12 protein-coding genes are annotated in these 14,612 nt (G+C 58.2%); 9 read left to right on the forward strand and 3 right to left on the reverse strand.

Features of this window, described 5'->3' with window-relative positions; translation table 11 throughout:
- Positions 1-36 precede the first annotated feature (36 nt).
- From FCH38_RS22265 to FCH38_RS22290, 6 genes are read left to right on the forward strand one after another with little or no spacing between them, the layout of a single operon-like run.
- A complete protein-coding gene (locus tag FCH38_RS22265) occupies positions 37-1,563 on the forward strand; it encodes a sugar ABC transporter ATP-binding protein (RefSeq protein WP_153516134.1) in 1,527 nt (508 codons plus the stop codon).
- A 12-nt stretch (positions 1,564-1,575) separates the two neighbouring features.
- On the forward strand, positions 1,576-2,583 hold the full coding sequence (locus FCH38_RS22270) for an ABC transporter permease (RefSeq protein ID WP_153516135.1): 1,008 nt from the start codon (positions 1,576-1,578) through the stop codon (positions 2,581-2,583).
- Between the two features lie 6 nt (positions 2,584-2,589).
- Positions 2,590-3,480, forward strand: a complete 891-nt coding sequence (locus FCH38_RS22275) for an aldose 1-epimerase (RefSeq protein ID WP_153516136.1) — start codon at positions 2,590-2,592, stop codon at positions 3,478-3,480.
- 27 nt (positions 3,481-3,507) lie between these two features.
- Positions 3,508-5,130, forward strand: coding sequence for a GMC family oxidoreductase (locus FCH38_RS22280; RefSeq protein ID WP_153516137.1), 1,623 nt, complete (start codon positions 3,508-3,510; stop codon positions 5,128-5,130).
- Positions 5,131-5,143: 13 nt separating this feature from the next.
- Positions 5,144-6,292 carry a galactonate dehydratase gene (gene dgoD, locus FCH38_RS22285; RefSeq protein ID WP_153516138.1) on the forward strand — a complete coding sequence of 383 codons (1,149 nt, stop codon included), beginning with the start codon at positions 5,144-5,146 and terminating at the stop codon, positions 6,290-6,292.
- A gap of 14 nt (positions 6,293-6,306) precedes the next feature.
- Complete coding sequence (locus FCH38_RS22290; protein ID WP_153516139.1) at positions 6,307-7,086, forward strand: SDR family oxidoreductase; 780 nt, start codon at positions 6,307-6,309, stop codon at positions 7,084-7,086.
- Between the two features lie 90 nt (positions 7,087-7,176).
- Here FCH38_RS22290 and FCH38_RS22295 read toward each other — a convergent pair whose 3' ends face one another.
- Positions 7,177-7,428 carry a hypothetical protein gene (locus tag FCH38_RS22295; RefSeq protein ID WP_153516140.1) on the reverse strand — a complete coding sequence of 84 codons (252 nt, stop codon included), beginning with the start codon at positions 7,426-7,428 and terminating at the stop codon, positions 7,177-7,179.
- 270 nt (positions 7,429-7,698) lie between these two features.
- On the opposite strand from FCH38_RS22295, the gene FCH38_RS22300 reads away from it, so the two are divergent.
- Together FCH38_RS22300 and FCH38_RS22305 are read left to right on the forward strand one after the other, a co-directional pair.
- A complete protein-coding gene (locus tag FCH38_RS22300) occupies positions 7,699-7,902 on the forward strand; it encodes a CsbD family protein (RefSeq protein WP_153516141.1) in 204 nt (67 codons plus the stop codon).
- Positions 7,903-8,142: 240 nt separating this feature from the next.
- On the forward strand, positions 8,143-9,222 hold the full coding sequence (locus FCH38_RS22305) for a hypothetical protein (protein ID WP_149901088.1): 1,080 nt from the start codon (positions 8,143-8,145) through the stop codon (positions 9,220-9,222).
- A 56-nt stretch (positions 9,223-9,278) separates the two neighbouring features.
- Here FCH38_RS22305 and FCH38_RS22310 read toward each other — a convergent pair whose 3' ends face one another.
- On the reverse strand, positions 9,279-11,048 hold the full coding sequence (locus FCH38_RS22310; RefSeq protein ID WP_174375194.1) for a diguanylate cyclase: 1,770 nt from the start codon (positions 11,046-11,048) through the stop codon (positions 9,279-9,281).
- 349 nt (positions 11,049-11,397) lie between these two features.
- Here FCH38_RS22310 and FCH38_RS22315 point away from each other — a divergent pair, with 349 nt between their 5' ends.
- A complete protein-coding gene (locus FCH38_RS22315; RefSeq protein WP_174375195.1) occupies positions 11,398-13,347 on the forward strand; it encodes an ABC transporter ATP-binding protein/permease in 1,950 nt (649 codons plus the stop codon).
- Between the two features lie 45 nt (positions 13,348-13,392).
- Here the strand turns inward: FCH38_RS22315 and FCH38_RS22320 are convergent, their stop codons facing one another.
- Complete coding sequence (locus FCH38_RS22320; protein WP_174375196.1) at positions 13,393-14,472, reverse strand: class I SAM-dependent methyltransferase; 1,080 nt, start codon at positions 14,470-14,472, stop codon at positions 13,393-13,395.
- Positions 14,473-14,612: the final 140 nt, after the last annotated feature.

A 14,612-nucleotide genomic window follows, 5' to 3' on the forward strand; every position in this document is an offset into this window, starting at 1 on the left:
GGGCAATCGGCGGCTTCAACAGCAATGGAAAGACCCATGACATCTGTTTTCCAGAACAGTCTGCCGGATATTTCGGCCGTCGCCTCGATCAAGGGATGTACGCGGCGTTACCCCGGTGTACTTGCTCTTGACGATGCCACATTCGAGGTGGCGCCCGGGGAGGTGAGAGCTTTGCTCGGCAAGAACGGCGCCGGTAAATCGACCCTGATCCGCATGCTGACCGGTGCCGAGACGCCGGATACCGGAAGCGTATCGATCGGCGGCTCCGAACTTTCCTCGTCCGGCTCTGCGCGGGCGCAGGAATCCTTCAAAAAAGGCGTGCGCGTCGTTTATCAGGAACTTAGCCTGGTGCCCGGCATGACGCTTGCCGAGAACCTGTTTCTCGGACGCTGGCCGCGTAAGGGCGGTGTCATTCAATATGCAGCCATGGAAGCCGAGGCCGCAGAAGCCATGGCAAGCCTTGGCCTTGATCTTCCGGCGGATCGTATCGTGGCGGGCTTGAGCCCTGCGGAGCGGCAATTGCTTGAAATCGCCCGCGCCATGGTGGGCCAACCCAGGCTTATTATTCTCGACGAGCCAACCAGTTCCCTGGCCGCAGCGGAGGCTGAAAAGGTCATGGCTGCCGTCAAAAATGTGGCTGCGAAAGGAATCGCGGTCATCTATGTCAGCCATCGCATGAACGAAATTCGCCAGATCGCTCATTCCGCGACGATCATGCGTGATGGCCGGATTATCGATACGGTCGACGTAAAAGGCGCCGATACGCGCGAGATCGTCAGGCTGATGCTCGGTTCCGAAGCCTCCCAGGCCGCGGCGCTTGAAAACCATGCGTCTTCCGATGTGGTTCTGGAGGTGCGGGATCTGGCGCTGGCCCCGAAGCTTTCGTCGATTTCCTTCGCCCTCCACAGGGGAGAGGTGCTCGGTATTGCCGGTCTGCTCGGCGCGGGCCGCACGGAGCTGCTGCAAGCCATCATGGGCGTGCGTGATTTCGACGGCGGCGATGTCCTGGTGGATGGACGCTCGGTCAAGTCGGCCGGTTACAAGCAGATGGTCGGTATGGGTTTCGGCTATACGCCGGAGAGCCGCAAGGAAGAGGGGATCGTGCCGCTGCTTGGCGTTGACGAAAACACGCTTTCCACCAACTTCTCGGGCGTCAGTCGTAACGGTATCCTCTCGGCCAGCCGCATGGCGCAGGCGACACGCGACATCATTGAGCGTCTTCACATCAAGACGGCCAGCACCGACACACCAATTGGAACACTTTCGGGCGGAAATCAGCAAAAGGTCGTCATCGGCCGCTGGGTCTATGCCGGAAGCCGCATTCTTCTTCTCGACGAACCAACGCGCGGCGTGGATATCGAGGCGAAAGCGCAGATCTACGCCATTATCCGGCAGCTCGCCGCGGAAGGTCGCAGCGTCATTTTCGTTTCCAGCGAAATCGAGGAACTGCCGCTCGTCTGCGACCGCGCACTCGTTCTTCGTGATGGTGCGCTGCGCGAAGAGTTCAAATCACCCAACATAGATCAGGACACCTTGATGGCTGCCTGCATTACCGGACATTGAGGGAGACAGACCATGTCACTCGATCAAACTGCCAAAAAGGCTGTTTCACAGAAGACTGCAAGCCGGGGCTTTGCCCTCTCGAAGCATATGAACGAGCTTAGCCTGTTCTTTGCCATTGCCGTTCTTTACGTCGTTTTTTCATCGACTGCGCCCGGCTTCATGTCGTTCAATAACCAGGTCAACATCCTGCGTGATGCGGCGACGATCGGCATTGCCGCCTGGGCGGTGACGCTCATCATTATTGCCGGTGAAATCGATGTCAGTGTCGGGCCGATGGTGGCTTTCATCTCGGTCGAGCTTGCATTTCTTCTGCAATGGGGTGTTCCCACACCTGCGGCCTTCGTGCTGGCGATAGCGTTCGGGGCGCTGCTCGGCGCCATTTCCGGCATTCTGCGAGCCTATTTCGATGTGCCGTCTTTCGTCGCCACGCTCGGCATGTGGAGCGCGTTGCGCGGCATCGCGCTTTTCGTAACTGATGCGCTGCCGGTTTCCATCGGCCGCAACGACATGCTGGATGCGCTCGACCGCTCGGTATTCGGCATTCCACCAGCCGCCATCATCATGCTGGTGCTGTTTGCGATTTTTGCTTTCGTCAGCAGAAAAACCGCCTTTGGTCGGTCGGTTTTCGCTGTTGGCGGAAATGCACATGCAGCCTTCCTCAGCGGCATCAACGTCGCACGCATTCGTGTGGCGCTCTTTGCCATCGGCGGAGCGATGGCGGCCATATCAGGCATTCTTCTTGTTTCGCGTCTTGGTTCGGGCAATGCAACGGCGGCGAACGGTCTTGAATTTGACGTGATCGCGGCAGTGGTTGTGGGTGGGACCGCGCTTTCCGGCGGCCGCGGCTCGATGCTGGGTACGCTGCTTGGCGTTCTGGTCATCACGCTTATCGGCAATGGTCTTGTTCTTCTCGGCATCAATCCGTTCTTCCAGCAGGTAGTTCGCGGTCTCATCATCGTCATCGCCGTGCTTGCCAATATTCAGGCGATCAAGCGCAGCCTGTCGCGCAACAGGGGATGACGCGGCATGGCCATGATTGATCTGAAATCGGGACCGTTATCGCTGCGCATCTCGACGCAGGGCGGTATCATCCTCGGCTTCTGGAAGGATATCGACGTTGGCCGCGTGCCGTTGCTGCGTCCGGCAAAGTCGGACGATGCGGATGCCCTTGGCTCATCCTGCTATCCACTGGTGCCTTTCGGGAACCGTGTAAAAGACAACAGCTTCGAGTTCGATGGCAGGGCCTATACGCTCGCTGCCAACACGGCATGGGATCCGCATTACCTGCATGGCGAGGGCTGGCAGGCCGAGTGGTCCGTGGGTAAAAGAACGCCGACATCCGTCGAAATGAGCTTTACCTGCCATGGGTCATCCACGCCCTATCACTATCGGGCGGTGCAGACGTTCACGCTTGAAGATGATTGCCTCGTGCTGACCCTTGCCGTGGAAAACATGGGGGAGCGCCCGATGCCCTTCGGGCTTGGCTGGCATCCCTATTTCCCCCTGACGCCGAAGACGACGCTGCGTGCTGCCGCCTCGCACTTCTGGACGGAAGTCGAGGGTTGGTTGCCGGGCGAAAGAACAGCCATACCAGCCGATCTGGATTTCAAGAAGCCTGCTCCCCTGCCGGAACGCTGGGTCAATAATGGTTATGAGGGATGGGCGGGCGAAGCGACCATTGTCTGGCCGGAGCGCCATACGCAATTGCTGCTCACTGCCGATCCGATTTTCAGGCACGCCTTTGTGTTCGTATCCGACACTACCTTCGATCCTTCTTTTGAGCGCGATTATTTCTGTTTCGAACCGATGTCGCATCTGGCGAACGGGCATTATCTTCCTGGCCTGGGAGACCTTAAAGTGCTGGCGCCTGGCGAAAAACTGGCGGGCAGCTTCAGGCTTGAGCCGCGGGATCTATGAATATGCACATGCATCTGGAGATTAAAAATGGCCGATAAGCGGTTCGACTATATCATCGTCGGCGGTGGCAGCTCGGCATGTGTCGTCGCCGCGCGTCTTGTCTTGTCCGGGGCGCGGGTGCTGTTGCTGGAGCGCGGGCCGGCCAAAGCCAGCCCCATCATGCACTTTCCGGCGGGTTACATGAAGTTCCTGGCGAAGGATACCTATCTCGCCATGCACAGCACGAAGCCGCAACCGCAGCTCGATGGTCGCGGACCCATCGTGCCGCAGGGCAAGGTGCTGGGCGGCGGAAGCACCGTCAACGCCATGGTCTATATGCGCGGACAGGCGGCGGATTTTGATCTCTGGAATGAACTCGTCACGACGCCCGGTTCTGACAATGACGGTGCATGGTCCTACAGTGACCTTTTGCCCTATTTCAAGGCGCAGGAAGACAATGACCATCTGGCAGGCGAATATCACGGCGTCGGCGGACCGCTGAAGATTTCGCATCTTGGTCACACAAGTCCCATGACGCGCACTTACGTCAAAACGCTTCAGGGCATGGGCATTCCCTATAATCCCGACTTCAACGGCGCCGAACAGTTCGGTGTCGGCTTCATGCAGCACACCATAGACTGGATGACGCGCAAGCGTTCCAGCGCAGTCGATGCGTTTCTGGCGCCGGTCATGAACAATCCGAAGCTAACCATCGAGACCGGCGCCACTGTCACGTCGATCCGCATGGATGGGAACCGTGCCATTGGCGTCGACTATGTCGAAAACGGCGCAAGAAAAACAGCCGATGCCGGCGTCGAGGTCATCCTCGCGGCGGGGGCCTACCAGACGCCAAAGCTCCTGATGCTGTCCGGTATCGGCCCGGAAGATCATCTCCAGCAACACGGCATCGCAACGAAAATCGCGCTTCCCGGCGTGGGCAAGAACTTGCAGGATCATTATGAATGCCCGGTCGTCGCCACGACAAAAGGCGCGTTCGGCTATTACGGGCAGGATCGTGGCTGGCCGATGATCAAGGCCGGTTTGCAATACCTGATGTTCAAATCCGGCCCTGCTTCCACCACGGGTGTCGAGACATGCGCTTTCTACGATCCGAACGGCAATAATGACCGACCTACGATCCAGATGTTCTGTGTGCCTACCGTCTATCTGGATCGCGATGTCATGGGAACGGAACCAGGTGACGGCGTGACGATCAATTCGTTGCTGCTTCGCCCGAAAGCCCGAGGTTCGGTGACGCTTTCCTCCAGCGATCCCTCAGCAGATCCAATCGTCGATACGCAGATATTCGCTCATCCCGATGACCTGAAGCTGACCATGGCCGGCTTTCGTTTTGCGCGTCGGGTGCTTGCGGCCTCACCCATGCGCGACCTGATCGACAGGGAAATCTTCCCCGGTGCCGAGGTTACGAGTGATGAGGCAATCGCAGCCCATTGCAGGCGCACAGTAAAGACGGGCTATCATCCTGTCGGCACGTGCAAAATGGGCCATGACGGCGACCCGGAAGCGGTTCTGGACGCCAGGCTCAGGGTGCGCGGCACGCGCTGCCTTCGGGTCGTCGACGCCTCGCTAATGCCGGCAATCGTCAGCGGCAATACCAATGCCGCCGTTCTTGCTGCCGCTGGCAAGGCAGCTGATCTTATTCTTTCTTGATTGGACTGATCTCATGAAAATTACCAGGCTGACCACCTACATCGTCCCGCCACGCTGGCTTTTCCTCAAGATCGAAACGGACGAAGGTATCGTGGGGTGGGGCGAACCCGTCGTCGAAGGCCGCGCGCTGACGGTCGAGGCGGCGGTGCAGGAAATGGCGGATTATCTGATCGGCAAAGATCCGTTCCTCATCGAGGATCACTGGACGGTGCTTTATCGTGGCGGCTTCTATCGTGGTGGCGCCGTGCACATGTCCGCGCTCGCCGGTATCGATCAGGCGTTGTGGGATATCAAGGGCAAAGCGCTCGGCCAGCCGGTTCACTCGCTTCTCGGAGGCCAGCTTCGCGACCGTATCAAGGTCTATTCCTGGATCGGCGGCGACCGGCCCTCGGACGTCGCGCAAAATGCCAGAGATGTCGTGGCGCGCGGTTTCAAGGCCATCAAGTTGAACGGCTGCGAAGAGATGCAGATCGTCGATACCAACGAAAAGGTCGAGAAGGCTGTCGAGACCATTGCCATTATCCGTGAAGCAGTCGGTCCGCATATCGGCATCGGCGTCGATTTCCACGGTCGCGTTCACAAGCCGATGGCCAAGGTGCTCGCCAAGGAACTTGAGCCTTACAAGCTGATGTTCATCGAAGAGCCGGTTCTTTCCGAAAACAAGGAAGCGCTGAAAGAGATCGCCAACCATACCTCGACGCCGATTGCGCTGGGTGAGAGGCTTTATTCACGCTGGGACTTCAAATCCGTCTTCGAAGGCGGTTACGTCGATATCATCCAGCCGGACCTGTCGCATGCCGGCGGCATTACCGAATGCCGCAAGATCGCGGCCATGGCGGAGGCCTATGACGTGGCGCTCGCGCCGCATTGCCCGCTGGGGCCGATTGCACTCGCCGCCTGCCTGCAGGTGGACGCCGTATCCTATAACGCGTTCATCCAGGAGCAGAGCCTCGGCATTCATTACAACAAGAGCAACGATATTCTGGATTACATCTCCAACAAGGATGTGTTCCAGTATGCGGATGGCTTCGTCTCTATCCCGCAGGGGCCGGGCCTTGGTATTGAAATAGACGAGGCCTATGTCATCGAGCGCGCCAGGCAGGGTCACCGCTGGCGCAACCCGATCTGGCGTCATGCCGATGGCAGCTTTGCCGAGTGGTGAGTGGGGTGAACAGCATGGTTGGAAGGCTTTCCGGCAAACGCATCTTCATAACAGGCGCGGCTCAGGGTATCGGCCTTGCTCTTGCCAAGGCATTTCTTCGTGAAAACGCCGCCTTGTTCCTGATTGATCGCGACGCCGATCTGCTCGAACGCGAGGCGCGCGCACTTCAAGATGGCGGGGGCAAGCTCGGCTGGATGGCGGCGGACATTACGGATGCGAACGCGATTGAAGCGGCTGTAGAAAAAGCGGCAGGCGAGATCGGTCGGATCAACGCACTCGTCAACAATGCCGGGGTCAACGTGTTTGCCGAGCCGCTGGAAACCAGCGACGAGGAATGGCAGCGCTGCTTCGATATCAATCTCAAGGGGGCGTGGTATTGTTGCAGGGCGACGCTTCCGGGCATGATAAAAGCGGGCGGTGGCGTGGTGCTGAACATCGCCTCGACGCATGCGTTCACGATTATCCCGCATACGTTTCCCTATCCGCTGGCAAAGCATGCGCTTATGGGCATGACCAAGTCGCTTGGCATCGAATATGCGTCCAGAAATATACGGGTGAATGCGCTGGCGCCCGGATATGTCGCGACCCGGAAGGTCATCGATTATTGGAACAGCTTCCCCGATCCCGTGGCGGCGGAGGCGGAAACCATGAAGCTCCATCCTGGAGGTCGTATTGCCACTCCGGACGAAATCGCAATGGCAGCCGTCTTCATGATCTCCGATGAATGCCCTTTCATGAACGCGACATGCCTGACTATCGACGGCGGCCTCAGCGTCCAGCAACATCCTGTTTGAATGCTGCCGGGGTCGCCGAAGAGCGGTTAAGACGACGGGTTGCCGCATAAGGCAACGACGCACAAGCGCCACTCCTCTGCGGCAGCCCGTTCATCGCACCTCTACACCATAGGCGGGACGGGGCCGGTAACGGTAATCGCCGCGCCCGTCGCCGCGGTCACGCCACTCCCTGTGCTGACGCCATTGACGGCGGTCATAGTCACGGTATTGGCGATCGCGGTCATAAGATCGGTAATAGACGCCGCTCGAGTAATATCCGCCCGTCCGGTATCCACCGTCATCCACGCATCCACTCAGAATGCCCACAGAGACCAGGCAGATTGCGGCGCTCAAAAGCTTCATTGTTTTATCTCCCAAAAAGCTAGCGTTAACGTGAAATCACGCTTGCAGTTCCATTCCGGAGATGTTGACGCGTGTGTCATTAACCCGGGCTGAACGGGGACCCAAGCTGTTTCCAATGCTGCTCGCCCCAGGTGAGCTCCGGCCTTCGCACCCAAACCAAATACCTGTTCACGTATCCACGATTGAAACGTTCCGCCGGCGATCCATTTCGGAACCTCAGCGATGTGCGGGCATTTACACGAGGCAAACACAAAGCAAAGGGAGGCCCAAATGGATTGGAATCGTGTCGAAGGCAACTGGAAGCAGATGAAGGGTAAGGTCAAGGAGCAGTGGGGCAAACTCACCGACGACGATCTTGACGTCATCAACGGCAAGCGCGAGCAGCTCGAAGGCAAGCTCCAGGAGCGTTACGGTTACGAAAAGGACCGGACCAGGAAGGACGTTGACGACTGGTATGGTCGTCAAAGCTGGTAGCCACAAGACCCCGCTTCGGCGGGGTTTTTCTTATCCGGGTTTACCGGTCGTGAAACTTTTTCAGTCGCTGCGAGTTTGATCTGCAGAGCAATCAGCTCGCACCTGTCACCAGAATATAATCAACCGCTACGCGGAGGACTCGTCGTCCTTTCGGAGGAGATACCGTATGAACTCTATCATTTATCTAGTCGGGCTCGTCGTAATCGTCTTGTTCATTCTCTCATTCCTGGGGTTGCGCTGATGGTTGATTCAATCGGTACTGAAACCAATCGCAGCTATGTCGATTGGCCTGCGATTTTTGCTGGCGCATTTATTGCGTCCGGCGCCATGGCGGTCCTCACCGCATTTGCTGGTGGATTGGGGCTGAGTTCAATCTCGTTGGACGATGGCGAAGTCAGCACAATCTGGCTGATCATAACCGCTCTGTTCGTTATCATTTCCATGGTCGGCTCTTACATGCTGGGCGGTTACATCACCGGCCGGATGCGCCGTCCTGCCGGGCAGGCAGATCGAAACGAACTGACTGTTCGTGATGGCCTCAATGGTCTGGTGGTCTGGGGAATTGGAACGGTCGTCTCTGCGTTTCTGGCCCTCGGCGTGCTGTCCGGCGGTGCAAAAGCCGTGGGAAGCGTGGCGCAAACCGCCATTGAAGCAACCGGTTCGGCCGTGGGTGGCGCAGTCCAAGGCGCCGGTCAGGTCGCCGGTGGGCTGATTTCGGGGGTCGGCAGTGCGGCGGGCGGCATCGCGCAAGGTGCGGGTCAGGCAGCGGCGCCCAGCATTGAGCAGATGCTTCCGCAGGGCCTGAAGACCAATCCGATCGACTACTTCACCGACACCCTGTTGCGAACGGACACACAGACGACCCAGCCGCAGGGTGAACAGGGCGCTGGCGATTTCCAACGTCAGATCAGCGGCCTTCTCGGTAACCTGCTGGCGACCGGCGAGATTTCCGATGCAGACAAAACCTGGCTCACCAATCAGATCGCGGCTCGTACCGGCATCAGCCAGACCGATGCGCAGGCACGGGTGAACCAGACGGTTGAACGTGTGCAGGCCGTGCGTGCAGAAGCACAGAAGAAGGTCGACGAAGCTCAAAAGCAGATCGATGACTTGAAGGCTCAGGCTCAGAAGGCACTGGACGACGCCAAGACAAAGGCCGCTGATGCAGCTGAAAAGGCACGCGTTGCAGGCATCCTCACTGCATTCCTGCTGGCGGCTTCTGCCATTGTGTCATCTGCTGCGGCATATATCGGTGCCGTTCATGGTGGCCGACATCGGGATGAAGGCCGGATTTGGGGTGGGCTTGCCTACCGGAAATGATCGGTTTCGTATACTAGACAAGAGCCTCCATCCTGACGGGTTGGAGGCTCTTCCATTTACAGTTCGTCTGATGACACCCACCTGTTCCGGCCTGTCTGCTTGGCGTTTAGAAGCGCAGCGTCCGCGCGTTCCAACACGCTGCTCACGGTCCCCGCACCCGGTGACGTTGCAATGCCGATCGATATGGTGATGGGGTCAAGCAGGCGACCGCGGTAGGTGAAAGGTGCGCGCTCGACGGCGTACCGCAGTTTCTCCGCAAGCCTGATGGCATCTTCAATGCCCGCAGCCGGCATGAGCACGGTGAATTCCTCGCCGCCGAAACGGAACAGTTCTCCTAGACCACCGATGGCTTCCGAAAGGACCTGGGCGACATATTGCATCACCGCATCTCCGGCGTCATGGCCAAAGCGGTCGTTGAAGCGCTTGAAATGGTCTATGTCGAGCATCAGGCAGGCGAGGTTTTGGGTTGGCTTCCCAATATGCCTGTTCAGCTCCTCATCAAGAGACCGGCGGTTGAGGAGACCGGTCAGGGCGTCCTGTTTTGCCATGCCGACCAGTCGCTGCCGAAGCTGGAGATTTGCGACGGCAAGGCCGACATTCTCGGCGAGGAGTTCCAGATAGAGTCGCTCCGTCTCCAGCGTCTCGTTACCCTGCGGAATTTCAAGATACAGCAGGCCGACGGTGTCACCCAATGCCGTGAGCGGTATACACAGGCCGGGTCCGATATTCCCCTTGATATGATGGCAGGCGACGTCGTCTCCATCAGGGTTACTGGCATGGGGACGCCCGCGCCGGAGCGCCCAGCAATCGTCGATCGAAAACTCCGGCTCGGAAAACGAAGGACTGGACCATTGCCCCGTCGATTGGAGAACCGAACTGTGCTCCTTGATGACAAGCAGGCGGCCGGCAATGGTGGGGAAAATCTGCGGCATGAATTTCGAAACGACGTCGGACAATTCATCCTGATTCTGACATGCCTGGATCCGATGCATCATTTGCAGGATCAGGTCCTTTATACGCTGGTTCTTGCGGTGCTCCGCGTCGAGCCGGTCCCGCTCAAGCCCGTTGCTGCGGAAGATGCGGATGGCCTGGTTCATGTCTCCAATTTCGTCACGACGTCCCTCGTCGGGCACATCGATACTGTAGTCCTGTCTGGCAAGGCGCGTAACGATATTGCTCATCCGGATAAGCGGCGCGGCAACACGTCTGGTAAGGACGAAATAAAGCACGGCCACAAACATCAGGGCGGTGAGTGCAAGCATCGCCTTGGCGATCGATCCATAGAAATCGCTCCGGCTTTTGGCCTGGTCAACCGTTGCCTGTGAGCGGACCGCGATACCTTCTCTCAAGGTCGCGACCGTGTTCATGAGGCCCGTATGCAGCCGATAATGCTCATCGCCAAACAGGATCTGCTGTGCGTCGTTCTGGCGGCCGGATCGATAGAGGCTGATGGCCTCACGCTCCATCTTGTCCAGCGCGTCAGCGCTCTTGCGTATCTCCTGAAATGATCCTGCCTCTTCCGGCGAAACACCGAGCGCGGAGAGTTTGTCCAGCGTGTTTTCGAGGTGCTTTTCCTGATCTTCGTCGACGTAGAATTTCGCCAGATGCTGCTCGTCGCCCCGCATGACGTAGAGACGCGCCTCTTCGGTGCGCTCATCCGCAATGAGTGCCAGTTCCTCGGCAAGATCATTCAACTGGAGGTGATCCTGGATGGCCACTCGTTCTTGAGAAGCACTTCTGGCTGACAGAATGAATGTGGTCGCCGACACCGTTGTGAGTACGAGGGTCACGGCATAGGCCAGGTTCGTGATGGTGCTAAGTCGCATGATGGCGCCGTCTGCTTGCCGCAAGCCATGACAACCGGGCGCGGCGGGTCCAATATCAGAGTCTGCTTATTTTAGGGCATCTCGTCAAAACGGGAAGTTAACATACTGCCGATCATCGTCATGATCGGTTGTGCCGCGGGCTATGTCTGATCCCCTTGGCGATGTGTCGTGGAAGGAGCGTCTCGATCACGTCAGCATAACGCCCGCCGCCATCATTACAGCGTCTCGGCAGCGAGCACGAAGTTGACGTTTTGGAACCTTCTCAGCGGCCTTGCGTCACTGCAAAAGAAAATTTCACGACCCATCACAAAGCCGTGAAACCTTTCACGTCATCCTTCGTTAAGCGACCATGATCGACAATGAATCAAGACCGAAACCGGTCGTTGGTGCCGACGAAACTGGTACCGAAACCGCATCCGTCAAGGATGCTCCTGATACCGATGATCCTCTCCCGCCAGAGGAGATGGAACCTGCTTCGGGCTTGACGCCCGAGGAAGCGGAGGAAGCGCGCAGGAAATATCTGCTGAAGCGCTTCTGGATCAGCGCGCGAGGTTTCTGGAGCCGCCGCGGCGATGGGTTGGCATGGCCGTTCTCGCTCGGGCTTTTGGCCATGATCGGCATCAATGTCGCCTTCCAATATGGCATCAACGTCTGGAATCGCGGAATTTTTGACGCAATCGAGAAACGCGACGCTTCGACGGTCTATTTTTTCGCATCCATCTTTCCGCCCATCGTTTTGGGCAGCGTGTTCATCGTCACCTCACAGGTGTATGTCAGAATGCGTATTCAGCGGCGCTGGCGTTCCTGGCTGACAAAGGCGCTGGTGGGAAGATGGATTGCGAACGGTCGCTATTATCAGCTCAACCTGATTGATGGCGACCACCAAAATCCGGAGGCGAGGCTCTCGGAGGATATGCGGATCGCCACCGAGGCGCCGGTTGATTTCGTCTCGGGTGTCATCGCTGCCTTTGTGTCTGCTTCCACCTTCATCGTTGTTTTGTGGACGATTGGCGGGGCGCTAACGCTGTCGATCGGCGGTGTCTGGATCACGATTCCCGGCTTCCTCGTGGTTGCAGCCGTCATCTATGCGATCATCACCTCCAGTTCCATAGCCTTCATTGCCCGAAACTTCGTCAAGGTTTCCGAAGTGAAGAATCAGGTCGAAGCGGAATTCCGCTACACGCTCACGCGCGTCAGGGAAAATGGTGAGAGCATCGCCCTGCTTGGCGGTGAAGAAGAGGAGCGGAGTGATCTCGACAAGAGGTTCGCCAATGTGCGGGGGCAGTGGCGTCTTCTGGCGCAGCAATATATGCGCACCACGGTTGTCTCCAATGGTTCGATGTTGATTGCGCCCGTCGTACCGCTTCTGCTCTGTGCGCCCAAGTTTCTTGATGGCAGCATGTCGCTCGGCGAGGTAATGCAGGCAGCATCTGCTTTCACCATCGTCCAGTCCGCATTTGGCTGGCTGGTCGATAACTATCCGCGCCTGGCAGACTGGAACGCCTGCGCACGACGCGTCGCCTCGCTGATGATGTCGCTCGATGGCCTCGAGCGGGCCGAAAAAAGCGACACTCTCGGCCGCATCGTGCGCGGCGAAACGGAAGGCGAGACCATGCTCAGCCTCAAGGATGTCTCCGTTTCTCTGGGCGATGGAACCGCCGTCGTCAAAGAGACGGATGTGGAAATCGGCGCGGGCGAGCGCGTATTGGTGTCAGGGGAATCCGGTTCGGGCAAAAGCACGCTGGTGCGTGCCATTTCCGGCCTCTGGCCCTGGGGCGGTGGCAGCGTGAATTTCCGCGCCGGCAGCCAGCTGTTCATGCTGCCGCAGCGGCCATACATTCCAGCCGGCACGCTGCGCCGCGCGGTCTCTTATCCGCAACCGGCGGAAAGCTGGACGGCGGAAGAGATCGGCGCCGCTCTCGACAAGGTTGGTCTTGGCCAACTCAAGGACAAGATCGAAGACGAGGCGCCATGGGATCAGACGTTGTCGGGTGGCGAAAAACAACGCCTGACCTTCGCACGTCTGTTGCTGAACGCTCCCGACATCATCGTCATGGACGAGGCGACGGCAGCCCTGGACGAAAAAAGTCAGGACAAGATGATGCAGACGGTCATCGACGAACTACCGGATGCCACGATCATCAGCGTGGCGCATCGTGCCGAACTGGAAGCATTTCACAGCCGCAAGATCACACTGGAACGCCGGGAAGGTGGCGCAAAGCTTGTCAGTGATATCGAGCTTATCCCGCGCAAGGCCAGAAAGGGGTCTATGCTTCGGCGCATAGTCAAGCGGCGGTGACGGGTACATCTGATGGCCCTGCTACGCAGTTTTACTGGAAATGCGCTAGATCAGCAGATAGCTGGCCTCGGAAATACGTTGAACAACGGCTTGCCCCGCAAGGATGATGAAGTCGCCTTCAAAGGGCTGGTCAGGCCGTAGCAGGTGTTTGTCGATCGTCAGCAGGAAATGCGGTGAGTGCAGTTCGCCCGGCGATATGGAAATGTAAGACCAGCGATGCCAGGCGAATGGCATTGCGGCGAGGGTCATGCCCAGCAATCCTTTGAGGCGCATAGACCATGTTTTCGATGATTTGGCGTGGCGCGCAACATCGGCATCGCCGACAATTTGCGGGCGGTTCCAGGCCGTCTGGCCATGGTTGATCTTCCATGCGTCGGGGTCGTCATTTGCCAGATCGATTGTCGATTTCACCGGCTCGGCGATCAGCGCGACGTTCGGGCTGAGCAGGCGTGGAACGAAAGAAAACGGCAGGCTGCGGATTTCGCGCAAGGGCGCGTTGACGCGGATCACCTGCGCCAGACACCGCCAGTCGAAGCCCTGATGGGACGTATGGTGCGCGGGCACCCGGTCCAGCCGATATAACCCTGCCCAAAAAGTCTCTTTCAGATTGCCGGATTGCCGGTTGTAGCCCATGAGGGCCGAACCCCAGTTCTTGATCCATACCGCTGGCCCGACTTCGACCGGCACCGTCACCAGGAAAATCCGGGGGCGAACGATCGCGCAGACATGCTCGATGACACGGACGGTGCGGTTGAGGTGGATATGTTCGAGCGTTTCCAGCGCGATGACGATGTCGGCCTCGATCGTTTCGTAAAGGCGCTCGTCGGTGGCGTCGCCGACGATGAAACGGCAGTTTTCAAATTTGCTGTAACGATTGCGCGCGGCCTCGATGAAGGTCGGATCGTAGTCGATGCCCACATAGTCAACGTCGAATTTCTCCAGAATATGTCCGACCGCAGTTCCAGGCCCGCAGCCGATATCCAGTATTCTGACCTTCCGATTACCGACATCCTTCTGCACGGTTTCGAGGACCTCAAGCAGTTTTCGATAGCGGCCCGCATGCAGAAAGCGCGTCAGCCAGTTGAAGTTCTGCGTTTTTTCGTAAGTCGTCGCGAACGTACCCATCCAATCCGCCTCCATGAATCTTAGATGATCTCGTCTCGCGCTCCCTGCCGTCGTAAAGATCGTGCGCGACCCGGCGTTGTATTTGCGAAGTCTGGCACGGTGCGCGCGACCTGCAACTCGACCAAAAGGCTTAAGGCGGG

The organism is Agrobacterium tumefaciens (assembly GCF_013337285.1).
GTDB classification, from domain to species: domain Bacteria; phylum Pseudomonadota; class Alphaproteobacteria; order Rhizobiales; family Rhizobiaceae; genus Agrobacterium; species Agrobacterium burrii.

Excerpts from the sequence above, each read along its gene's own strand:
- FCH38_RS22265 (WP_153516134.1), top strand. The coding sequence starts at position 37 with ATGACATCTGTTTTCCAGAACAGTCTGCCGGATATTTCGGCCGTCGCC.
- FCH38_RS22270 (WP_153516135.1), top strand. The coding sequence starts at position 1,576 with ATGTCACTCGATCAAACTGCCAAAAAGGCTGTTTCACAGAAGACTGCA.
- FCH38_RS22275 (WP_153516136.1), top strand. The coding sequence starts at position 2,590 with ATGGCCATGATTGATCTGAAATCGGGACCGTTATCGCTGCGCATCTCG.
- FCH38_RS22280 (WP_153516137.1), top strand. The coding sequence starts at position 3,508 with ATGGCCGATAAGCGGTTCGACTATATCATCGTCGGCGGTGGCAGCTCG.
- dgoD (WP_153516138.1), top strand. The coding sequence starts at position 5,144 with ATGAAAATTACCAGGCTGACCACCTACATCGTCCCGCCACGCTGGCTT.
- FCH38_RS22290 (WP_153516139.1), top strand. The coding sequence starts at position 6,307 with ATGGTTGGAAGGCTTTCCGGCAAACGCATCTTCATAACAGGCGCGGCT.
- FCH38_RS22295 (WP_153516140.1), bottom strand. The coding sequence starts at position 7,428 with ATGAAGCTTTTGAGCGCCGCAATCTGCCTGGTCTCTGTGGGCATTCTG.
- FCH38_RS22300 (WP_153516141.1), top strand. The coding sequence starts at position 7,699 with ATGGATTGGAATCGTGTCGAAGGCAACTGGAAGCAGATGAAGGGTAAG.
- FCH38_RS22305 (WP_149901088.1), top strand. The coding sequence starts at position 8,143 with ATGGTTGATTCAATCGGTACTGAAACCAATCGCAGCTATGTCGATTGG.
- FCH38_RS22310 (WP_174375194.1), bottom strand. The coding sequence starts at position 11,048 with ATGCGACTTAGCACCATCACGAACCTGGCCTATGCCGTGACCCTCGTA.
- FCH38_RS22315 (WP_174375195.1), top strand. The coding sequence starts at position 11,398 with ATGATCGACAATGAATCAAGACCGAAACCGGTCGTTGGTGCCGACGAA.
- FCH38_RS22320 (WP_174375196.1), bottom strand. The coding sequence starts at position 14,472 with ATGGGTACGTTCGCGACGACTTACGAAAAAACGCAGAACTTCAACTGG.